This is a genomic window from Actinomadura sp. CNU-125 (genome assembly GCF_001942465.1).
Classification (GTDB): domain Bacteria; phylum Actinomycetota; class Actinomycetes; order Streptosporangiales; family Streptosporangiaceae; genus Spirillospora.
In genome coordinates, this window is sequence record NZ_MKJY01000466.1 from 13,570 (window position 1) to 34,093 (window position 20,524).

The window sequence follows — 20,524 nt, forward strand, 5'->3', positions numbered from 1 at the left end:
CCCGGCCAGGCCGCCGTCCCCGAAGGAGTCCGCAGGTGTTCGAGTCCGTGCTCGTGGCGAACCGGGGAGAGATCGCCGGCCGGATCATCCACACCGCCCGCGCGATGGGCCTCAAGGCCATCGCGGTGTACTCGCGGGCCGACGCCGACCTGCCGTTCGTCGCCGAAGCCGACGAGGCGATCCTGATCGGCCCCGCCGAAGCCGCCCGCAGCTACCTCAACGCCCCCGCGATCATCGAGGCGGCGCGGCGGACGAACGCGCAGGCCGTCCACCCCGGCTACGGGTTCCTCGCGGAGAACGCCGAGTTCGCCCGGCAGGTCGCCGCCCGCGGCCTCACCTGGGTCGGCGCCCCGCCGCTCGCCATCGCCCGGCTCGGCGACAAGATCAACGCGCGCAACCTGGTGAAGGAGGCGGGCGTCCCCGTCGTGCCCGGCGTGTGGGAGCCCGTCCCGGACGCCGACACCGCCGCCGAAGAGGCGCGGCGGATCGGCTACCCCGTCATGGTCAAACCCGCCGCGGGCGGCAACGGAATCGGGATGAGCGCCGCGCACGACGAAGCCGCCCTGCGCCGCGCCTACGACAACGCCCGCACCCGCGGCGAACGCATCTTCGGCCGCGCCGACATCCTCCTCGAACGCTACGTCCCGAACGCCCGGCACGTCGACGTGCAGATCCTCGGGCTGCCCGACGGGACGGTCGTCGCGCTCGGCGACCGCGACTGCTCCGTGCAGCGCCGCCACCAGAAACTCGTCGAGGAATCGCCGTCCCCCGGCGTCACCCCCGAACTGCGCGAACGGATGCTGGCCGCCGCCGTCCGGGCCGGTGAGGCCGTCGGCTACCGCGGCGCCGGCACCGTCGAGTTCCTCGTCGACCCGGCCGCGCAGGAATGCCACTTCCTCGAAATGAGCGCCCGCCTCCAGGTGGAGCACCCCGTCACCGAACTCGTCACCGGCGTCGACCTCGTCGAGATGCAGTTCCTGATCGCCGCGGGCGAGCCCGTCCCGGACGCCTTCATGGAGCCCCGCGGCCACGCGATCGAGTTCCGCGTCTACGCCGAGGACCCCGAACGCTTCCTGCCCGCCCCCGGACGCATCAAGGTGTGGGAGGAGCCCGTCGGCGACGGCATCCGCATCGACGCCGGCTACGCCGAGGGCAACAAGGTCACCCCGCACTACGACACGCTGCTGGCGAAGCTCTGCGTGCACGGCGACGACCGCGCCCACGCGCTGAGCCGCGCGCGCGCCGCCGTGGACGCGTTCCGCATCGAGGGACTCGCCACGAACCTGCCCTTCCACGCCGAACTGCTCGCCCGTCCGGAATTCGCGGACGGCACCTACGACACCGGGCTGGTCGCGCGCATGCGCGCCCGCTGACGAAGAACCGCCGCGGCCGACCCGAGACGCCGCCGCCGACCGACGCGGCGGTACGGTAACCGACCGTGGAGACGTACTGCGACCGCTGCGGCGAGCCCGCCGACCGGGACGACCACGCGGCCTGCCGCGCCGCGCGGCGGATGGAACCGCCCCGCTACTGCACGCGCTGCCGCCGCCGGATGATCGTCCAGGTGACGCCGCTCGGTTGGACGGCGCGCTGCTCCGAACACGGCGACCTCGGCCACGACGAGGAAACCCCGGCCCCGTCCCGCACCTGACCTCGTCCGCCGGACGCGAGCGCACGCCGTCCCCGGCGAACCTCAAGCCCGCCGGGCCATCGGTGCGCTGCGCGGACGTCGGGCCGGGGACCGCGTGGGTGTTCGGGTTGGACGGGCTCGGATGGGTTTCCGCCGGTGCGGAGCTTCGCGGGGCGGGGCCGGGGTCGCGGGCTACCAGGTCAGGGCGTAGGTGAGGAGACGCAGGCCGGGGACCGGGGACCAGTCGCGGTCGGGGGTGCGGGCGAAGCCCATGCGCTCGTAGAGGCGGTGCGCGTCGACCATGTTCGGCTGCGTGGACAGGCGCAGGCCGCGCAGGCCGGTGGTGCGCGCACGGTCGACGCACGCCGTCACCAGCGCGCGTCCGGCGCCGGCGCCGCGGGCCTTCGGCAGGACGGCCAGCATGCGGAACTCGGCCTCGTCCGGTGCGGCCAGCTCGGCGTACGGGCTGCCCGGCGGGCAGTACGCGACGGCCCCCGCGATCTCGCCGCCCGCGTCGGCGACCAGCAGTTCGGTCTTGGCGGCGCGGTCGGCGGCGTCGGCGAGCGTCGCCACGTAGGACGACTCCGGCGACACCAGCCCGCTGTGCACGTACACCTCGACGGTCAGCGCGCCGATCAGGTCGTACTCGTCCGGGCGGGCCGTCCGGACGGTCACGGGTTCGGGCATCGATGAATCTCCGGTTCCGTTCGACGGGGGAATGCCCAGATTAGCCGTGGGAGGAGACAGACCGGACAGTAGTCGTTAGAGGGTTGACGACGCCCTGCCCGACGGGGTCGACTGGCTGGAGCCGACCCCAGGAGGCGTCATGCCGATACCGCGTTCGATCCTCGGCGAGGACCACCCCGACATGGACCTGGAGGTGGTGGCGGGCGCCTGGCCGGACGACGCGCGCGGCCACTTCGTCGTCAGCACCTCCGACCAGCGCAGCCATCCGCTGCACGCGTTCTTCGGCGACGGGATCATCGCGCGGATGCCGTTGCGGCCCGGTCCGGACGGACGGTTCCCGTGGCGCGCGCGCGTGCTCGACACCCCGTCCGTCCGGTTGAAGCGCGCGCGCCCCGACCTGTTCACCGCCGGGCCCGTCGGCACGAGCTCGCCGTGGGGGTTCGTCAACTGCGCGAACACCGCGCCGTTGCCGTGGGGCGACCGGCTGTTCGCGACGTGGGACGCGGGACGGCCCGTCGAGGTCGACCCGGTGACGCTGGAGTTCGTCGCCGAGGTCGGGCACCGCGACGACTGGAAACCCGCGATGGACCAGGCCGTGCTGCCGCTGATCTCCTCGACCGCGCACCCCGTGATCGACCCCGACCGCGGCTGCATGTGGAACGTCAGCCGCGACGTCCTCGCCGGCACCGTCTCGGTGATCCGCTACGACGGGACGGGCTCGCGGGTGCACCGCTGGGACGTCGAGAACGCCGTGTTGCCGCAGGCCACGCACACGATCACGCAGACGCGCGACTGGCTCGTCCTCGCCGACACCGCCTTCAAGGTCGACGTCGACGAGATCTTCGGCGCGGACCGGACGGTCGCCAACAACCCCGACGGGCCCGTCCTGCTGATCCGCAAGGACGACCTCAAGCCCGGGGTGTCCACGGTGACTTGCAAGGAGTTCCGCATCGCGCCCGAGGTGAACCACTTCTACGCGAGCTACGACGACTCCGACGGCGTCCAGATCGTCATGGAGCACACCCCGGGCGTGGACATCGGCATGTACCTGCGTGAGGACGACCTCGACCTGCGCGGTCGCCCCATCGACCCGGCCCTGCGCGGGATGTACTGCCATGGGATGACCCCGGCGCTCACGACCGTCCTGCAGTTCGACCCGGAGACGGGCCAAGTGCGCGAACGCGCGCGCGCCCACGACTCGTCCCGCTGGTGGCAGGCCGAACTGTCGGCCATCGACTGGAGCATGGAGGGGCAGACCGACCCGACGCGCCACCACCTCGTCTACATCGGCTTCCACCCGGAGGGGATCAACCAGCGCGCGCTCCGCAACTACGAGGGCCGCATCGACACCTCGCTGTTCCCCGCCGAGGAGACCCCGGCCGTGCTCGTCTCGCACGACCGGGACGACCTCAAGCCCCTCGCCGAATGGACGTTCGCGCTCGACGACTACCCGACGTCGCCGTCGTTCGTCCCGCGCGGGCAGGGCGGCACCCGCTACGCCGGGTCGTCCCCGGGCGGGCACGACGGCTACCTCGTCGTCGCCGTCCACAACGACGACCGGTTCCGCGTCGAACTGTTCGACGCCGCCGACGTGGGCCGCGGCCCCGTCGCCGTCCTCGCGCCGCCGCCCGGTACGACCGTCCCGTTCCTCATCCACTCCGCGTGGATGCCCGAGGCCCGCCCCGCCCCGGACGTCGAACGGCATCGGTTCGCCGACGACCTCGACGCCCGCCTCGACCAGCTCGATCCCGAGCTGCGGACCCTCACCCGCGAGGTCGCCGAGGGCTTCGGCGGCTGACCGGTTACAAACCGCCCCGCGGAATCCTGTGGGAATCGGCGACGGACCGGGCACCGGGGCCCGCGCTAGTGTGCCGGGCGTGAGCGTGCTCGTGATCACCGGGACCTGTACCGGAGTGGGGAAGACGGTCGTGACGGCCGCACTGGCCGCCGTCGCCGCCGCGCGCGGCACGTCGGTCGCGGTCGTCAAACCCGGGCAGACGGGCGTCGATCCCGGCCGAGCCGGGCGATCTGGACGACGTCCGCCGGCTCGCCGGGATCGCGACGTGCACGAGTTCGCCCGGTTCCCCGACCCGCTGTCACCGGCCGCCGCCGCCCGGCTCGCCGGGACGCCGCCGGTGCGGCTGCCGCAGGTCGCCGAACGCGTCCGGGCCCTGTCGGACGACCGCCGCCTCGTCCTCGTCGAGGGCGCGGGCGGCCTGCTCGTCCGCTACGACGAGGAGGGCGGCACGATCGCCGACCTGGCGCGCTGGCTCGGCGCCGCGGTCGTCGTCGTCGCCCGTCCCGACCTCGGCACCCTCAACCACACGGCGCTGACGCTGGAGGCGATGGCGCACCGCGGGGTGCAGCTCGCCGGGGTCGTCATCGGCGCCTGGCCGGACCGGCCCGACCTCGCGCAGCGCAGCAACATCCGGGACCTGGAGACCATCGCCGCCCGCCCCCTCGCGGGCGCGCTGCCCGCCGGTGCGGCGCCCTGGACGCCCCCGAGTTCCTCGTCGCCGCCCACCGCGGCCTGGCCCCCGCGCTCGGCGGCGCCTTCGACCCTGCTACTTTCCGTGATGGCTTCGGACTCGATAAGGAGAACACGTGAGCGAAGCGAACCAGAAAACACAGCAGCGCAGCTCACGCATGGCCGAGCCGCCAGGCGAGGCCGGCCGCCGAGCCCCTGGGCGAGGCGGCCGCGTGAGCGACATCATTGAGACGGCCCGTCGGCAGGTTCTGGAGGAGGGCAAAGGTCTCTCCGCCGCCCAGGTTCTGGAGTGCCTGACGCTGCCGGACGATCGTCTCGAGGAGCTGCTCGCGCTCGCGCACGAGGTCCGGGTGCGCTGGTGCGGTCCCGAGGTCGAGGTCGAGGGCATCGTGTCGCTCAAGACCGGCGGCTGCCCCGAGGACTGCCACTTCTGCTCGCAGTCCGGCAAGTTCGAGTCGCCGGTGCGCTCGGTGTGGCTGAACATCCCCGAGCTCGTCGAGGCCGCCAAGGAGACCGCGAAGACCGGCGCCACCGAGTTCTGCATCGTCGCCGCCGTCCGGGGCCCGGACGAGCGACTCATGTCGCAGGTGCGCGACGGCATCAAGGCGATCAACGACGCCGTCGAGATCAACATCGCGTGCTCGCTCGGCATGCTCACCCAGGAGCAGGTCGACGAGCTCACCGCGATGGGCGTCCACCGCTACAACCACAACCTGGAGACCGCCCGCTCGCACTTCCCCAACGTCGTCACCACCCACTCGTGGGAGGAGCGCTGGGACACCCTGCGCATGGTGAAGGACGCCGGGATGGAGGTCTGCTGCGGCGGCATCGTCGGGATGGGCGAGACCATCGAGCAGCGCGCCGAGTTCGCCGCCGAACTCGCCGAACTCGAACCCGACGAGGTGCCGCTGAACTTCCTCGCGCCCCGTCCCGGCACCCCGTTCTCCGACCTGCCGCTCGTCGAGGGCCCGGACGCGCTGCGCACCATCGCCGCGTTCCGTCTCGCGCTGCCCCGCACCATCCTGCGCTACGCGGGCGGCCGCGAACTCACCCTCGGCGACCTCGGCACCCGCGACGGCATGCTCGGCGGCATCAACGCGATCATCGTCGGCAACTACCTCACGACCCTGGGCCGCCCCGCCGAGAAGGACCTCGACCTGCTCACCGACCTCCAGATGCCCATCAAGGCCCTCAGCCAGACCCTCTGAGGCGTCGGCGGGTCACTCGTCCGTGACGCGCCGGGCATGTAGATCCGCGATCAGCTTCTCGATGCGCTTCTCCATCCGATCCTCCATATCGCGGGCGTACTGGAGCGGGTGAACGCCGGTGTCGATCTCAGACGGCGCCGGCGCGCCCTGGACGTGAATCTCGCCTCGGAGGATCTCGATCTTGGCGCCTTGTTCGACCTTGACGTACTTCCAGAGTTCGTCCTTGCACCAGAGATCGATGGGCTTTTCCGGCAGCTCGATCTCGTAGTCGTGGTGGACGACGTAGTAGCCCACGGTCAGTCCTTCCAGGGCTTCCAGTGGGCGGTGTCGATCTCGACACCGAACGGGTCGGGGAGGTGGATCGTCTCGCCGAACTCCCAGGACTCCTGGTGCAGGTACGCGCCCGTGCCTTGGTCGGGGATGGAATAGAGCGTCGTCCGGGCGACCTTGGGGGAGCGATCCACCAGGAGGTAGTAGGGGATTTCGGTCCGGGCGTACCCGGTCCACTTGTTCGGCTTCTTGCCCTGCTTGCGGCGTTCGCTTCTCTTGGGGGGCAGGTCGTCGCCCTTGCCGTTCTTGGAGGTGACCTCCACGGCCATCTCGATCTCGTCCGATACGAGCCGGGGCAGATCAGCGTCCGAAGCGGCCTGCAGGATCTCCCCGGTGGTGATCACGAGGTCGGGGATGAACGCCTGCCAGACGCCGACGAGGTTCAACTCGGTCATCTGCTGGGCTTCCCAGGGGAAGTCGGGGTCGTCGAATTTGGCTCGCTCGAATGCTCGCGTGATGTAGCGGATGGGCGTGCCGTGAGCGAGCGTGGGAGCGGGGGACACGACGATTTCTCCCTCGATGATTTCGACGCGTGACCCTTCGGGGGCGTCGATGTACTCATCGAGTTCGCCGCGTACCCACAGGTTGTATGGCGTGTCGGGCAAATCCGACACGTGCACTTCCGGTTGGATACTCACGTTCCGTGGCCTCTCCCTCACGATCCGACCTCCGTCATCGTAACGAACACATGTTCGGAGTGTATGCGGAACGTCGCACTCCGTTCATCGTCCGGAGGGAGGGCGCGGGACGGTCAGTGGCGGCGGAGGCGGGTGATGAACTTGTACCGGTCGCCGCGGTACAGGGACTGGGCCCACTCGACCGGCTGGCCCGTCGTGTCGAAGGCGTGCCGCGACAGCAGGAGCATCGGCAGGCCGACGTCGACGCCGAGGAGCTGGGCGTCGTGCGGGGTGGCCAGGACGGTCTCGATCGTCTCCTCGGCCTCGGTCAGGTGGACGTCGTAGGCCGTCGCGAGCGTCTCGTACAGCGAGTGGTGCCGCGACAGTTCGCGGCGCAGGCCGGGGAAGCGGCGGGCGGGCAGGTGCGAGGTGTCGATCGACATGGGCTCGCCGTCGGCGAGCCGCAGCCGGTGGACGCGCAGCACGCGGCCGCCGGGGCGGATGGCCAGCAGCGCGGCGAGGTGCTCGTCGGCGCTGACGTACCCGGCCTCCAGGATGCGGGTCTCGGGGCGCAGGCCGTGGTGCCGCATGTCCTCGGTGTAGCTGACGAGCTGGAGCTCCTGCGCGACCTTGGGCTTGGCGACGAACGTGCCCTTGCCCTGGATGCGCTGCAGGCGGCCCTCGACGACGAGTTCGGCGAGCGCCTGCCGGACGGTGGTGCGGGACGTCTCGTACTTCTCGGCGAGCGCGCGTTCGGGCGGCAGCGGGCTGCCGGGCGGCAGCGACTGGATCAGCTCGACCAGCAGCTCTTTGAGCTTGTAGTACTTCGGGATGCGGGGTGCGTGGCTGGAGTGGTGCCTACCGATGTCGCTCAACGCGGCCCGATCGAAGCCGTGCCCGCCCCCGTGCCGGGGCCCGCCCCTGACCTCCGTCACGGCATCTCCTCACGTTCATCATCGGTTCTCCCCGATGTTATGCGTGAAGACTACGACCGGTAGCGCGCGCGATCTCCGCCAGGGCGGTTCCGAGGCTTGTGAGGTCCGACTCGTCCACGGTGGCGCGTGCGGTCAGCCGCAGGCACGCGCGTCCCTTCGGTACCGACGGCGGGCGGAAGCACCCGACGCGGACGCCGTGGTCAGCGCAGATCTCCGCGCCGCGCAGGGCGGCGTGCGGCTCGCCCAGATAGACGGGGACGACGGCGGCCGCGGGCGCGGCCGTCTCGAGGCCGGAACCGGCCGCGAGGGCGGTCATCCGGCGGGCGACCGCGCGGGCGCGGCGGGCAGGCCCGGGTCGGACTCCAGCACGTCGAGGGCCGCGAGCGCGGCGCGACGGCCGGCGGGTTCAGTCCGGTGTCGAAGATGAACGAGCGCGCCGTGTCGACCAGCGCGTCGATCACCTCGGGGGCGCCGAGGACGGCTCCGCCCTGCGAAGCCAGCGATTTCGACAACGTGAGCGTGCGGACGACGTCGGGTTCGCCCGCGAGGCCCGCGCGGCGGCCGCGGCGCCCCGGCCGCCGGGGCCCACGACGCCGAGGGCGTGCGCCTCGTCGACGACGAGGAGGGCGCCGTGGGACCGGACGAGCGCGTGCAGTTCGGCGAGCGGGGCGAGGTCGCCGTCCACGGAGAAGACGGCGTCGGTGACGACGATCGCGTGGTCCTCGTCGCGTCCGGCGAGCGCCTCGGCGACCGCGGCGACGTCGCGGTGCGGGACGATCTCGACGCGGGACCGCGACAGCCTGCAGGCGTCGACGATCGAGGCGTGGTTCGTCCGGTCGGACACCACGAGGACGTCCGGGCCGGAGAGCGCGGTGACGGCGCCGAGGTTGGCGAGGAAACCGGAGGAGAACACGAGCCCGGCGGCGGCGCCGGTGAACGCGGCGAGCCGCCGGTCGAGCTCGGTGTGCAGCTCGGTGGTGCCGGTGACCAGCCGCGACCCGGTGGAGCAGGTGCCGAAGGCGCGGGCCGCGGCGGCGGCGCCGGCGGCGAGGCGGGGGTCGTCGCACAGCCCGAGGTAGTCGTTGGACGCCAGGTCGATCAGGCCGCGGGTGCGGGGGCGGAGCGTGCGGCGGAGCCCGGGCCGCGTGCCGCCACGCGGCCGCGTCCCGGAGCCGGGCGAGGGGGTCCGCCGGCCGCGGCCCCGCGCGCCCCGGCACGGCCGTCCGCTCGTCCTCGCTCAGCTCGGTCATGCCGGGCATACTGCCAGGCCCGCGTGGGAGGGGGACGCGCGGGCCGCACCAAAACCGATGGGCGATGATGGTCGGGTGCCTACCTTGACCGACCTCGTCCGCGATCACACCGACCTGACCGAGACGGACGTGGAGTGGCTGCACGCCCTCGTGTCGGACTGGCAGCTCCTCGCCGACCTGTCGTTCGCCGACCTGCTGCTCTGGGTGCCGCTGCGGCTCGGCGACGCCCCGCCCGCGGACCCGCGCGGCCGGGTCCTCGACACGGGCGCGGCCGTCCCCGGCTGGGTGGCGATCGCGCAGATGCGGCCGACGACCGGCCCCACCGCGTACCCGGAGGACCTGGTCGGCAAGGTGGTCCGGACGGGACGCCGCAAGCTGATCGACATCGCGTGGCGGGAGCGCCGGATCGTCCGGGAGGGCGACCCGGAGTGGGGGAGCGGCATCCCGGTGCGGGAGGAGTCGATCCCGGTGCGGCGCGGCGCGAAGATCCTCGGGGTGATCCAGCGCAGCACCAACCTGAGTTCGGCGCGGACGCCGAGCCGGCTGGAGCTGACGTACCTGCAGTCCGCCAGCGACCTCGCGAAGATGATCTCCGAGGGGCGGTTCCCGGTGCCGGGCGAGGAGCCGAACCTGCTGCGCTCCCCTCGGGTGGGGGACGGGCTCATGCGGCTCGACCGGTCGGGACGCGTGATGTACGCGAGCCCGAACGCGCAGTCGGCGTACCGGCGGCTCGGCTACCCGACGGACCTGGTCGGGGAGAACCTCGGGGAGATCACCGCGGAGCTGTGCGACACCGGGGAACCGCTGGAGGAGGCGCTGAGCGTGCTGCTCAGCGGGCGGGCGCCGCGCGAGGTCGAGGTGGAGGCGCACGGGCCGATCATGCAGCTGCGGACGATCCCGCTGGTCGTCGGCGGCACCCGGATCGGCGCGATCGTGCTGTGCCGGGACGTCACGGAGCTGCGGTGGCGCGACCGGGAGCTGATGACGAAGGACGCGACGATCCGGGAGATCCACCACCGGGTGAAGAACAACCTGCAGACGGTCGCGGCGCTGCTGCGGCTGCAGGCGCGGCGGCTGCGGATCCCGGAGGGACGGGCCGCGCTGGACGAGGCGGTCCGGCGGGTGGGGTCGATCGCGATCGTGCACGAGACGCTGTCGCTCACCCCGGACGAGCTGATCGACTTCGACGACATCGCCGACCGGGTCATCACGATGGCGGGGGAGGTGTCGACGCCGGAGACCAAGGTCACGCCGAAGCGGTCCGGGAACTTCGGGGTGCTGCCCGCGGAGGTCGCGACGCCGCTGGCGATGGCGCTGACCGAGCTGCTGCAGAACGCGCTGGAGCACGGCCTGGCGAACCGGTTCGGGACGCTGGAGGTCATCGCGCACCGGACGGGCGGGGCCCGCGAGCGGGCGGGCCGCGACGAGCCGTCGGACCTGCGGCGCACGGCGGAGCGGCAGCCGGTGTGGGGCGAGCTGTCGGAGGCGGGCGAACCGGAGCCGCGTCCCGCCCGTCCGGACGGCCGGGACGCCGCGGCGGCCGAGCGGCGCCTGGTCATCGTGGTCGCCGACGACGGGGTGGGGCTCCCGGCGGACTTCGACGTCGAGAGCAGCAACAGCCTCGGGCTGCAGATCGTCCGCACGCTGATCGTGGGGGAGCTGGGCGGCAACCTGGACTTCCGGCCGCGGGAGGGCGGCGGCACCGAGGTCGTCGTCGACGTCCCGCTGGACCACGACCACCGCGGCGGGCCGCCCCGCCCGTAACGGCGCCCGCCGGTAACGGCGAAGTGCCCGTGACCTGTGGTCACGGGCACTTCGGAAGGCTTCTCGCGCGGGCGGCGCCGGTGGGCTCTCCGGCAATCGGCTCGGAGGCTGCGCCGCCGTGCGGGAGTCTCGCTAGAGGCTCACGTTGGCGCGGGTGCGGGCGCGGGCCGCGCGGCGCTTGAGGGCGCGGCGCTCGTCCTCGCCCATGGCGCCCCAGACGCCCGAGTCCTGGCCGGACTCCAGCGCCCAGCGCAGGCAGGCGTCGGATACGTCGCAGCGCCGGCATACTTGCTTGGCCTCTTCGATCTGCAGGATCGCGGGCCCGGTGTTGCCGATCGGGAAGAACAGCTCGGGGTCCACGTCACGGCAGGCTGCGCGGTGGCGCCAGTCCATGCGGTCCACTCCTTCGTCAGGTGGTGGAGACACTCCACCCAATTGTGAACGGTTTCACATGTCGCGAACTCCCGGGGCGGCGGTGGCCGGATCCAGGGTCGGTTGTTCGACGGCGCCCCGGCCAGGCGGTCGGCGTCATCGGGACCCCTGTCGGCGGGCGCACTTTGAGCGTGTCAGGGGCGTACTACCAGGCGCAAGACCTTTGAGAAAGGATTCTCAAAGTATGGGTGTCGCATGTGTCACATCAGTGGGTCGATCGTGTTACTTGGATCTCAACACATCGCCGGGGTGCCCTCATATGACGATCCGGATGGCCTTCGGCACCGAACGGAACGTCACACTGCGGTGTTCGCCAAGGTAGTCGCCGTCGAGCTGAAAGGCGACGGGACGCTCCGCGCGCAGCGTGACCTCCGCCGCGTCGTGCACGTTCACGACGTCCCGTCCCTGCACAGGACGGGTGCGCGCCAGCAGCATCCCCGCCACGGCGGCCAGCGTCGCGCCCACCCGCAGCGAACGGATGCCGAACACGTCGAGGCCGCGCGCGAAGTGCGCGAGCGGGCTCGGATTCACCGGGACGCGGCCGACGAATGTCCACGGCGACGTATTAGAGATGAAGGCAAGGAACAGCCCCGATTTCGGCGGACGCCCCGGCTGTTCCAACGTGAGCGCCCCGCGGCGCCGATCAGTTCCCCGGAAGAAATGGCGAACGGCCGTTCGAACATAGAGCGACGGATCGGCCTTGCGTCCCGTTCCGCGATGCCGTTCGACCTCCCGCACGACCTCCGCGTCCAGCCCGACGCCCGCACAGAACGTGAAATACCTTTCGGGGCCGTCGCCCGGCCGGGCGACGCCCAGCCCGACCGTCCGGTACCGGCCCGCCCGCAGCGCCTCCAGGACGACACGGGTGGCACCGATCGGGTCGCCGGGCAGCCCGAGGGCCCGCGCGAACACGTTCGCGCTCCCGCACGGCAGCACCGCCAGTGCGGGCGGCACGGCGGCACCGGCGGACAGCAGGCCGTTGACGGCCTCGTTCACCGTGCCGTCCCCGCCGAGCGCGATCACCACGTCGTAACCGTCCGTGGCGGCGTCGCGGGCCAGTTCCATGGCATGGCCGCGGTGCCCCGTCTCGGCGATGACGAGGTCGAGGTCACCGGCGCAGGCCCGGACCAGCAGTTCGCGGGCCGCCGGGAGGTGGAGGTCGCCTTGGGGTTGGCGATGAGCATGGCGCGCACGGCGCCAGATTACCGAGAGTCGCACCGGGCGTTCTCCCGGCGTTCCCCCGGACGGCCATCGGACGTTCGCCCGCGCGTCCCGGCGGCGACCCGGGAGTGCGCACGGGGCGGGGCCGAGTAGGGTTTTCGGTGTGTCCAAGCGTCTGAGCGCCGCCCGCCCCATGACCGTGAACGCCGCCGCCGGCCTCGAAGCCGTCGAGGGCGTCGCCGCCGTCGTGTACGGCGCGTACGTCGGGGTGGAAACGGCCGTCGGCGACCCCGTCGACCCGGTCAGCGCGATCGGCGTGACCGTCCTCGCCCTCGCGGGCGGGATCGGCATGCTCGCCTGCGCCCGGGGCCTGCTGCGCGCCGACCAGTGGAGCCGCGCCCCCACGGTGCTCACCCAGCTTTTCGCGCTGCCCGTCGCGTGGTCGCTGTGGCAGGGCGAGCAGTACGCGATCGGCGTGCCGCTCGGCGTCGCCGCCGTCCTCACCCTGATCGCCGTGCTCGCCCCGGCCAGCACCGCCTGGCTGGTCACCGACCACGACGACGAGGACGACCGGGACGGCCGGGACGAACCGGCCGGCGATCCCGCGGGGAAGACCACCGACGGAAAGTGACGGGCCCGGCGGCCGAAGCCACCGGGCCCGCACGGGTCACTCGTCCGCCGTCAGGCCCTCGCGGAGCTGCGCCAGCGTCCGCGCCAGCAGCCGCGACACGTGCATCTGCGAGATGCCGAGCTCGGCCGCGATCTGCGACTGCGTCATGTTGCCGAAGAACCGCAGCAGCAGGATCTTCTTCTCCCGCGCGGCAGCTTCTCCAGCAGCGGCTTGAGGGACTCGCGGTACTCCACGCCCTCCAGCGACTCGTCCACCATGCCGAGCGAGTCGGCCACCGCGGGCGCGTCCTCGTCGCCGGAGTCGGGCGCGTCCAGGGACACCGTGGAGTAGGCGTTCGCCGACTCCAGGCCCTCCAGGACCTCTTCCTCGCTCATCTGCAGGTGCGCGGCCAGCTCGCTGACCGTCGGCGCGCGGCCCTCCCGCTGCGCCAGGTCGCTGATCGCCTTGGTGAGCGACAGCTTCAGCTCCTGCAGCCGGCGCGGCACCCGCACCGCCCAGCCCTTGTCGCGGAAGTGCCGCTTGATCTCGCCGACGATCGTGGGCGTCGCGTACGTGGAGAACTCCACGCCGCGCTCCAGGTCGAACCGGTCGATCGACTTGATCAGCCCGATCGTGGCGACCTGGATGAGATCGTCCAGCCACTCGCCGCGGTTGCGGAACCGCCGGGCGAGGTACTCCACCAGCGGCAGATGCAGCTCCACCAGCTGGTCGCGGATGCGCTGGCGCTCCGGGTCGCCCTCGGGCAGCTCGGCGAGGCGCTCGAACAGGTTGCGCGCCCGGGCGCGGTCCGGGACCGCGCTGTCGGACCGCTCGTTGTCCTCGCCCGCCAAGGTCGTCTTCTCCGTCACTGGGACCCACCCGCACCGCGCCGCTTCTGCAGCGTCACGATGACCCGGTCGTCGGAGCCCACCCGCGCGTCCACCTCGCCCGCCAGCGACGACAGGACCGTCCAGGCGAACGTGTCACGGCTCGGCTCCACGCCGTCCACGGTCAGCACCGACACCGAGATGCGCATCGCCTCCCCGGTCAGCTCGAACTCGCACGCCAGGTCCGTCCCGGGGACGGCCTGGGCGAGCAACATCGCACACGCCTCGTCGACCGCGATGCGCAGGTCCTCGATCTCGTCCAGCGTGAAGTCCAGCCGCGCGGCGAGCCCCGCGGTGGCGGTCCGCAGAACGGACAGGTACGCGCTCGCGGCGGGCAGCTTCACCGTCACGACGTCGCGGACGGACAACTTCGTACTGGCCGGCATTGCAGCGGTTTCCTCTGTCACGTCACTCCCTCGCAGGATGGTCCCGCTGCCATCGAAACTACCGCCTACGAAGCACCACACGCGCATTCAACTCGCGCGTGTTTATTGCGGTGGAGGCGGTTCGAGGCCCCGGGGGGCCTTGAACCGCCTCCACCGCGTGCGATTGCTGCATCGCTCCGACTCGCCCAGGGGGCTCGCTGCGCGATCAAGTTCTCGCTTCGCTCGAACTCGGCTTCGCTCGCAATCGCAGTGGTCCAGGCCCGCTCTGGCTGGGGCGGGGCCGGGGTTGCCGCTTTGGCGATCGCATAGCCTGGCCGACGTGATTCGACGTGCGACACCCGATGACATCCCCGACATTCTGCGGCTGATCCGCGAGCTCGCCGACTACGAGCGCGCGCTCCACGAGGTGAAGGCCACCGAGGATCAGCTGCGCGCGAACCTGTTCGGCGACGAGCCGAAGGTGTTCGCGAACGTCGTCGAGCACGACGGCCGCGTCGTCGGGTTCGCACTGTGGTTCCTCACGTTCTCCACGTGGAACGGCACGCACGGCATCTACCTTGAGGACCTGTTCGTCGAACCGGACGTCCGCGGCCACGGCTACGGCAAGCTCCTGCTCACCGAGCTGGCCCGGATCGCCGACGAGCGCGGCTACGAGCGCGTCGAGTGGTCCGTCCTGACGTGGAACACCCCGGCGATCGAGTTCTACGAGGCGATGGGGGCCCGCCCCCAGGACGAGTGGATGGTCTACCGCCTCACCGGCGACGCCCTCACCAAGGCGCCCGGAGCTGAGGAGCGCGGGGCCGAGGCGCCCCGGAGCCGATGCGCCCGGAGCCGAGCCGGACACGACCAAGGCCCGGTCCCCGTCGGGACCGGGCCTCGGGGGCGAGCCTTAGCCCTGCTTGGTCTCCCAGAAGATCTTGTCGATCTCCGCGATGTTGGAGAGCAGTTCCTCGGCCTTCTTGACGTCCATGCTGCCCTTGGTGCCGGCGGCACCGGCCAGCTTGGTGGCGTTGTTGAACAGCTCGTGCAGCTGCGGGTACTTCTCGAAGTGCGGCGGCTTGAAGTAGTCCGTCCACAGGACCCAGAGGTGCTCCTTGACCAGGTTGGAGCGCTGCTCCTTGATCAGGATCGCCCGGGTGCGGAACTCCGGGTCCTCGTTGCCGGCGTACTTCTCGCAGATCGCCTTCACCGACTCGGCCTCGATCCGGGCCTGCGCCGGGTCGTAGACGCCACACGGCAGGTCGCAGTGCGCGGAGACCGTCGTCTTCGGGCGCAGAAGCTTGAACACCTGCGATTCCTTCCCTCGTTGCGGATCATGCTCAGGGCACCGACACTACCGTTGTGATCCCGGCCGCGTGCGGCCAGGGACTCGGTATTTCGGCCTAAGACCCGGGCGCCCCGGAACCCTTCCGCACGGAGTTGTGACCGCCTGCGGTCCGGATATGCGCGAGCCACGCGTCTTGAGGAGGAGCATGCGGTTCTGGCGGACGGCGGTGGTGGCGGGGGAGTCGATGCTGCCCGGGCTCCGGCCGGGAGACTGGCTGCTCGTCCGGGACGGTGCGGTGACGGCCGGGGACGTCGCCGTGGTGCGGCACCCCGAACGCGACCTGCTGATCGTCAAGCGGGCGGTGCGCCGGGACGGCACCGGATGGTGGGTGGAGAGCGACAACCAGCGCGCGGCCGGGCGGCAGGACAGCTGGGACTTCGGCGCCGTGCCGGACGAGCTGGTCGTGGGACGCGTCGTGGCCCGGTACTGGCCGCCGGCGCGGTGGGGGACGGTCGCGCGACGGCCCGTGCCCCGCGGGGGGGCACGGGCGTCCGCAGGATCAGACGCGGTTGACGCCTTCCTTGCGGGCCTGCTCGGCGACGGCGGCGGTGACCGCGGGCGCGACCCGGTCGTCGAACGGGCCGGGGATGACGTAGTCGGCGGTGAGGTCGCCGCCGACGATGTCGGCCAGCGCGTTCGCGGCGGCCAGCTTCATGCCCTCGGTGATCGAGTGGGCGCGGACGTCGAGGGCGCCGCGGAAGATGCCCGGGAACGCCAGCACGTTGTTGATCTGGTTGGGGAAGTCGCTGCGGCCGGTCGCGACGACCTTGGCGTGCCGGCGGGCGACCTCGGGGTGCACCTCGGGGGTGGGGTTGGACAGCGCGAACACGATCGCGTTGTCCGACATGGTGGCGACGCACGATTCCTGGACCGTGCTGCCGGACAGGCCGATGAACACGTCGGCGCCCTTCAGCGCCTCCTCGGTCGAGCCCTTGAGGCCCGTCCGGTTGGTGATCGCGGCGATCCGCTGCTTGATCGGGTTGAGCCCGTCGCGGCCCTCGTAGATGAGGCCCTTGCTGTCGGACAGGGCGATGTCGCCGATGCCGGCCTCGATGAGGATCTGCGAGACGGCGATGCCGGACGCGCCCGCGCCGGCCACGACGGCGCGCAGCTCCGACAGGGGCTTGCCGACGAAGCGGGCGGCGTTGGTGAGCGCGGCGAGCGCGACGATCGCGGTGCCGTGCTGGTCGTCGTGGAAGACGGGGATGTCGAGGGCGTCGCGGAGCCGTTCCTCGATCTCGAAGCAGCGGGGGGCGCTGATGTCCTCCAGGTTGATGCCGCCGAAGCTCGGCGCCATCCGGATCACCGTGTCGACGATCTCGTCCACGCCCGTGCAGCTGAGGGCGATGGGCACCGAGTCGACGTCGGCGAACTCCTTGAACAGCAGCGACTTGCCCTCCATCACGGGCATGGACGCGGCCGGGCCGATGTCGCCGAGGCCGAGCACGGCGGTGCCGTCGGTGACGACGGCGACGACCTTGGACGTCCACGTGTACTCGTGGGCGAGCTCGGGACGGTCGGCGATGGCGGTGCAGACGCGCGCGACGCCGGGCGTGTAGGCGAGGGAAAGATCTTCTTTGTTGCGCACCGGGATGGTCGAGCGCATTTCGAGCTTTCCGCCCCGGTGCAGCGGAAATGCCGGATCGTCGTCCAGGTTGCGCGGTTCGGTGGGATTGGACTGAGCAGCCACAGCGACCCCTGTCTGTGAAAGTTGGTCTGCTTTCGAGTGATGCCGCCGCGGTGGTGTGGTCTGGTTGCCGCCACCTTGGTGGTCATCTCGCGACGTACGGGGGTCACCCGTTGTCCGATTGTGCCACACGGCCCGCCGCCGACCCGGGGGCCGGGGCGGTGGCGACCGTCACGTGACGCCACCGAATCGTCACCGGACGGTCACCTTTCGTGACGATCGCGCGGGTCCGCGAGACGCAACCGGAGCCTCCTCGTTGTCCGATCGTTTCGCAGCCTTAACCGGCACCATGCCCGTTATGCGCCAAAATGTGCTCCTGACCTCCGGATCCGCGCGGATCCGCTGAACTTCGACTGGAGGGGGAACCCGTGATCACCGGTTCTCTGCGCCGCCGCGCCGTCGCCGCCGGCGCGCTCGTCCTGACGGGGGCCCTCGCCCTCTCCGCGTGCGGCGAGAAGGAAGACGACGGTGCCGCCGCACCGCAGATCACCTCGTCGGGCGGGGCGGACGCCGAGCTCGCCGCGATGGTGCCCGAGGAGATCAAGGCGGACGGCAAGATCATCGTCGGCGTGGACGCCTCCTACGCCCCGAACCAGTTCCTCGACGAGGACGGCAAGACCGTCGTCGGCTGGGACAAGGAGCTGTTCGACGCGGTCGCGTCCAAGCTCGGCCTCAAGACCGAGTGGGTCTCCAGCAAGTTCGAGGCGATCATCCCCGGCGTGCAGTCCGGCAAGTACGAGGCGGGCGCCTCCTCGTTCACCATCAACGACGAGCGCAAGGCCGCCGTCACGATGGTGAGCTACTTCAACGCGGGCACGCAGTGGGCGACGAAGAAGGGCAACCCCGCGGGGATCCAGCCCGACGACGCGTGCGGCAAGAAGATCGCCGTCCAGAAGGGCACCGTCCAGGTCCCCGACCTGGAGAAGAAGTCGGAAGCCTGCGAGGAGGCCGGCAAGCCCAAGATCACCATCGACCAGTACCAGGGCCAGGACCAGGCCACCGCGGCGGTCGTGTCCGGCAAGGACGACGCCGGGCTGGCCGACTCGCCGATCATCGCCTACGCGGTCAAGCAGACCAACGGCCAGCTCGAACTCCTCGGCGACATCTACGAGGCGGCGCCGTACGGTTACATCGTGCAGAAGGACCAGACGAAGTTCGCCGAGGCGATCGCCGCGGCGACCAAGGCGCTGATGGCCGACGGAACCTACAACAAGATCCTCGAGAAGTGGGGCGTGCAGGCCGGCGCGATCACCGACTCCACGGTGAACCCGTAAGCGTATGACGGAGCCGACCAAGGGGCCGCCGGACGGGGACCGGCCCGCGAACATCGAGGCCGTTCCCGTCCGGCACCCCGGCCGCTGGGTGGCGGTGGCCGTCATCGTGGTCCTCGCCGCGATGTTCGTCCACATGCTGCTGACGAACGACAAGTTCCAGTGGTCGTTCATCATCGACAACGCTTTCCGCCCGAACATCATCGAGGGCGTCCGCACGACGATCCTGCTCACCGTCCTGTCGATGGTGATCGGCGTCCTGCTCGGGATCGTCCTCGCGGTGATGCGGCTGTCGGACAACCCGATCCTCAGCGGCGTCGCCTGGCTCTACACCTGGTTCTTCCGGGCCGTGCCGAGGCTCGTGCTGGCGATCCTGTTCGGCAACATGGGCATCCTGTACGAGCACTACGACATCGGCGGGGTGCCCTTCGCCGGGCAGCTCGGCGACCTGATGGGCGTCGACATCGGCGGCACGCTGTTCTCCGTGGCGCCCGCACGCTGCTCACCGGGTTCATGGCGGGCCTGCTGGCGCTCGCGCTGTCGGAGGCCGCCTACATGGCCGAGATCGTCCGCGCGGGCATCCTGTCGGTCGACCCCGGCCAGGAGGAGGCCGCGAGCGCGCTCGGCATGTCGCGGATGCAGACGATGCGGCGGGTGGTCCTGCCGCAGGCGATGCGCGTGATCGTCCCGCCGACGGGCAACGAGACCATCGCGATGCTCAAGGACACCTCCCTGGTGGCGTTCGTGCCCGTCACCAACGAGCTGTTCTTCCAGCTCCAGGCCGTCGGCACGCGGACCTACCAGGTGTTCCCGATGCTGGTCGCGGCCTGCATCTGGTACCTGATCCTCAGCAGCGTCCTGCTGATCGCGCAGTACTTCATCGAGCGGCACTTCGCGCGCGGCTCGGGCAACTCCCGGACCTCCCCGGGACGGCTGCGCCTGCGGAGCATCGGCGGCGGCGGAAAGGGCGGGGCATGAGCGACACCACGAAGGTCCCCTCGGGCGACGTCCCGCCCCCGGCGTTCGCCGTCCGGGCCGAGCGCGTGCACAAGTCGTTCGGCCGCCTGGAGGTCCTCAAGGGGATCGACCTGGAGGTCAAGCCGGGCGAGGTGATGTGCGTCATCGGCCCGTCCGGGTCCGGGAAGTCGACGTTCCTGCGCTGCATCAACCACCTGGAGAAGATCAACGCCGGGCGGCTGTGGGTGAACGGCCACCTCGTCGGCTACCGCGAGGCGGGCGGCAAGCTGCACGAGCTGCGCGACAAGGAGGTCGCCGCGCAGCGCCGCGAGATCGGCATGGTGTTCCAGCGGTTCAACCTGTTCCCGCACATGACGGCGCTGGAGAACGTCATGGAGCGCCCGTCCGGGTCAAGAAGCGGCCCAAGGCGGAGGCCCGGGAGCGGGCGCTCGCCCTGCTGGAGCGGGTCGGGCTCGGCGACAAGGCGCGCAGCTACCCGGCGCAGCTGTCCGGCGGGCAGCAGCAGCGCGTGGCGATCGCCCGGGCGCTGGCCATGGAGCCCGCGCTGATGCTGTTCGACGAGCCCACGTCGGCGCTCGACCCCGAGCTCGTCGGCGAGGTCCTGGAGGTCATGAAGCAGCTCGCCCTGGACGGCATGACGATGATCGTCGTCACGCACGAGATGGGCTTCGCCCGCGAGGTCGGCGACTCCCTCGTGTTCATGGACGGCGGCGTCGTCGTCGAGGAGGGCGCGCCCCGCGAGGTGCTGGCGAACCCGCAGCACCCGCGCACCCAGGACTTCCTGTCGAAGGTGCTCTGAACGGAGTCCGCTCCGACGGACGTGACGCGCGGCCCGTCCCCGTTACGGGGGCGGGCCGCCGCGCGTCCGGGCCGGGC

20 protein-coding genes and 5 pseudogenes are annotated in these 20,524 nt (G+C 71.4%); 12 read left to right on the forward strand and 13 right to left on the reverse strand.

Annotated elements, in window-relative coordinates; genetic code table 11:
• Positions 1-35 precede the first annotated feature (35 nt).
• Together BJF79_RS37745 and BJF79_RS37750 are read left to right on the forward strand one after the other, a co-directional pair.
• The gene (locus tag BJF79_RS37745) at positions 36-1,373 is read left to right on the forward strand and encodes an acetyl/propionyl/methylcrotonyl-CoA carboxylase subunit alpha (protein WP_075904575.1); all 1,338 of its coding nucleotides are present in this window, start codon (positions 36-38) and stop codon (positions 1,371-1,373) included.
• Positions 1,374-1,438: 65 nt separating this feature from the next.
• Positions 1,439-1,651, forward strand: coding sequence for a hypothetical protein (locus BJF79_RS37750; protein WP_075904577.1), 213 nt, complete (start codon positions 1,439-1,441; stop codon positions 1,649-1,651).
• A 171-nt stretch (positions 1,652-1,822) separates the two neighbouring features.
• Here the strand turns inward: BJF79_RS37750 and BJF79_RS37755 are convergent, their stop codons facing one another.
• Positions 1,823-2,317, reverse strand: a complete 495-nt coding sequence (locus BJF79_RS37755) for a GNAT family N-acetyltransferase (RefSeq protein WP_075904578.1) — start codon at positions 2,315-2,317, stop codon at positions 1,823-1,825.
• Between the two features lie 139 nt (positions 2,318-2,456).
• On the opposite strand from BJF79_RS37755, the gene BJF79_RS37760 reads away from it, so the two are divergent.
• From BJF79_RS37760 to bioB, 3 genes are all read left to right on the forward strand, one after another.
• Positions 2,457-4,115, forward strand: coding sequence for a carotenoid oxygenase family protein (locus tag BJF79_RS37760; RefSeq protein WP_075904580.1), 1,659 nt, complete (start codon positions 2,457-2,459; stop codon positions 4,113-4,115).
• 79 nt (positions 4,116-4,194) lie between these two features.
• Positions 4,195-5,034 carry a dethiobiotin synthase gene (bioD, locus tag BJF79_RS37765; RefSeq protein WP_262403160.1) on the forward strand — a complete coding sequence of 280 codons (840 nt, stop codon included), beginning with the start codon at positions 4,195-4,197 and terminating at the stop codon, positions 5,032-5,034.
• Complete coding sequence (bioB, locus tag BJF79_RS37770) at positions 5,018-6,013, forward strand: biotin synthase BioB (RefSeq protein WP_262403161.1); 996 nt, start codon at positions 5,018-5,020, stop codon at positions 6,011-6,013. Before bioD ends, bioB begins: the two co-directional genes overlap by 17 nt.
• A gap of 12 nt (positions 6,014-6,025) precedes the next feature.
• Here bioB and BJF79_RS37775 read toward each other — a convergent pair whose 3' ends face one another.
• The 6 genes from BJF79_RS37775 to BJF79_RS63565 all read right to left on the reverse strand — a co-directional run bounded on the left by BJF79_RS37775 (position 6,026) and on the right by BJF79_RS63565 (position 8,997).
• Entirely contained in the window at positions 6,026-6,307 is a 282-nt protein-coding gene (locus BJF79_RS37775) for a hypothetical protein (RefSeq protein WP_075904583.1), read from the reverse strand.
• Positions 6,308-6,309: 2 nt separating this feature from the next.
• Positions 6,310-6,981: a Uma2 family endonuclease gene (locus tag BJF79_RS37780; RefSeq protein WP_158079415.1), complete on the reverse strand. Its 672-nt coding sequence runs from the start codon at positions 6,979-6,981 to the stop codon at positions 6,310-6,312.
• A 113-nt stretch (positions 6,982-7,094) separates the two neighbouring features.
• Complete coding sequence (locus BJF79_RS37785; protein WP_083734547.1) at positions 7,095-7,835, reverse strand: GntR family transcriptional regulator; 741 nt, start codon at positions 7,833-7,835, stop codon at positions 7,095-7,097.
• Positions 7,836-7,932: 97 nt separating this feature from the next.
• Positions 7,933-8,211: a hypothetical protein gene (locus BJF79_RS63555; RefSeq protein ID WP_262403164.1), complete on the reverse strand. Its 279-nt coding sequence runs from the start codon at positions 8,209-8,211 to the stop codon at positions 7,933-7,935.
• Positions 8,096-8,407: a hypothetical protein gene (locus BJF79_RS63560; protein ID WP_262403162.1), complete on the reverse strand. Its 312-nt coding sequence runs from the start codon at positions 8,405-8,407 to the stop codon at positions 8,096-8,098. Before BJF79_RS63560 ends, BJF79_RS63555 begins: the two co-directional genes overlap by 116 nt.
• Positions 8,353-8,997: an aminotransferase class I/II-fold pyridoxal phosphate-dependent enzyme gene (locus BJF79_RS63565; RefSeq protein ID WP_316043523.1), complete on the reverse strand. Its 645-nt coding sequence runs from the start codon at positions 8,995-8,997 to the stop codon at positions 8,353-8,355. Before BJF79_RS63565 ends, BJF79_RS63560 begins: the two co-directional genes overlap by 55 nt.
• A gap of 223 nt (positions 8,998-9,220) precedes the next feature.
• Here BJF79_RS63565 and BJF79_RS37795 point away from each other — a divergent pair, with 223 nt between their 5' ends.
• Positions 9,221-10,909, forward strand: a complete 1,689-nt coding sequence (locus tag BJF79_RS37795; protein ID WP_075904587.1) for a sensor histidine kinase — start codon at positions 9,221-9,223, stop codon at positions 10,907-10,909.
• A 132-nt stretch (positions 10,910-11,041) separates the two neighbouring features.
• Here BJF79_RS37795 and BJF79_RS37800 read toward each other — a convergent pair whose 3' ends face one another.
• Both BJF79_RS37800 and BJF79_RS37805 read right to left on the reverse strand, forming a co-directional pair.
• A complete protein-coding gene (locus BJF79_RS37800) occupies positions 11,042-11,302 on the reverse strand; it encodes a WhiB family transcriptional regulator (protein WP_075904589.1) in 261 nt (86 codons plus the stop codon).
• 294 nt (positions 11,303-11,596) lie between these two features.
• On the reverse strand, positions 11,597-12,559 hold the full coding sequence (locus BJF79_RS37805) for a diacylglycerol/lipid kinase family protein (protein ID WP_316043522.1): 963 nt from the start codon (positions 12,557-12,559) through the stop codon (positions 11,597-11,599).
• A gap of 106 nt (positions 12,560-12,665) precedes the next feature.
• On the opposite strand from BJF79_RS37805, the gene BJF79_RS37810 reads away from it, so the two are divergent.
• A complete protein-coding gene (locus tag BJF79_RS37810) occupies positions 12,666-13,133 on the forward strand; it encodes a hypothetical protein (RefSeq protein WP_187357113.1) in 468 nt (155 codons plus the stop codon).
• 36 nt (positions 13,134-13,169) lie between these two features.
• On the opposite strand, the pseudogene BJF79_RS37815 reads toward BJF79_RS37810, so the two are convergent.
• A pseudogene (locus tag BJF79_RS37815) lies at positions 13,170-13,900 on the reverse strand (RNA polymerase sigma factor SigF).
• Positions 13,901-13,977: 77 nt separating this feature from the next.
• Positions 13,978-14,406 carry an anti-sigma factor gene (locus BJF79_RS37820; protein ID WP_075904590.1) on the reverse strand — a complete coding sequence of 143 codons (429 nt, stop codon included), beginning with the start codon at positions 14,404-14,406 and terminating at the stop codon, positions 13,978-13,980.
• A gap of 298 nt (positions 14,407-14,704) precedes the next feature.
• Here BJF79_RS37820 and BJF79_RS37825 point away from each other — a divergent pair.
• Positions 14,705-15,157, forward strand: a pseudogene (locus BJF79_RS37825) (N-acetyltransferase family protein); the annotation flags it as partial.
• Positions 15,158-15,274: 117 nt separating this feature from the next.
• On the opposite strand, the gene sodN reads toward BJF79_RS37825, so the two are convergent.
• On the reverse strand, positions 15,275-15,673 hold the full coding sequence (gene sodN, locus BJF79_RS37830) for a superoxide dismutase, Ni (RefSeq protein ID WP_075904592.1): 399 nt from the start codon (positions 15,671-15,673) through the stop codon (positions 15,275-15,277).
• Positions 15,674-15,857: 184 nt separating this feature from the next.
• On the opposite strand from sodN, the pseudogene BJF79_RS63570 reads away from it, so the two are divergent.
• Positions 15,858-16,049 (forward strand): annotated as a pseudogene (locus tag BJF79_RS63570) (S24/S26 family peptidase); the annotation flags it as partial.
• 162 nt (positions 16,050-16,211) lie between these two features.
• Here the strand turns inward: BJF79_RS63570 and BJF79_RS37840 are convergent.
• Positions 16,212-17,402 (reverse strand): NADP-dependent malic enzyme, encoded by a 1,191-nt coding sequence (locus BJF79_RS37840; RefSeq protein WP_075904594.1) that lies wholly within the window; start codon positions 17,400-17,402, stop codon positions 16,212-16,214.
• 365 nt (positions 17,403-17,767) lie between these two features.
• Here BJF79_RS37840 and BJF79_RS37845 point away from each other — a divergent pair, with 365 nt between their 5' ends.
• The 3 genes and pseudogenes from BJF79_RS37845 (at position 17,768) to BJF79_RS37855 (ending at position 20,447) form a co-directional block, all read left to right on the forward strand.
• The gene (locus BJF79_RS37845; RefSeq protein ID WP_075904596.1) at positions 17,768-18,673 is read left to right on the forward strand and encodes an ABC transporter substrate-binding protein; all 906 of its coding nucleotides are present in this window, start codon (positions 17,768-17,770) and stop codon (positions 18,671-18,673) included.
• A gap of 4 nt (positions 18,674-18,677) precedes the next feature.
• Positions 18,678-19,648: pseudogene (locus BJF79_RS37850) on the forward strand (amino acid ABC transporter permease).
• Positions 19,645-20,447, forward strand: a pseudogene (locus BJF79_RS37855) (amino acid ABC transporter ATP-binding protein). Before BJF79_RS37850 ends, BJF79_RS37855 begins: the two co-directional pseudogenes overlap by 4 nt.
• The last annotated feature ends 77 nt before the right edge of the window (positions 20,448-20,524 follow it).

Coding starts and splice junctions, on each gene's coding strand:
- BJF79_RS37760 (WP_075904580.1), top strand. CDS start 2,457: ATGCCGATACCGCGTTCGATCCTCGGCGAGGACCACCCCGACATGGAC.
- BJF79_RS37800 (WP_075904589.1), bottom strand. CDS start 11,302: ATGGACTGGCGCCACCGCGCAGCCTGCCGTGACGTGGACCCCGAGCTG.
- BJF79_RS37755 (WP_075904578.1), bottom strand. CDS start 2,317: ATGCCCGAACCCGTGACCGTCCGGACGGCCCGCCCGGACGAGTACGAC.
- BJF79_RS63555 (WP_262403164.1), bottom strand. CDS start 8,211: ATGACCGCCCTCGCGGCCGGTTCCGGCCTCGAGACGGCCGCGCCCGCG.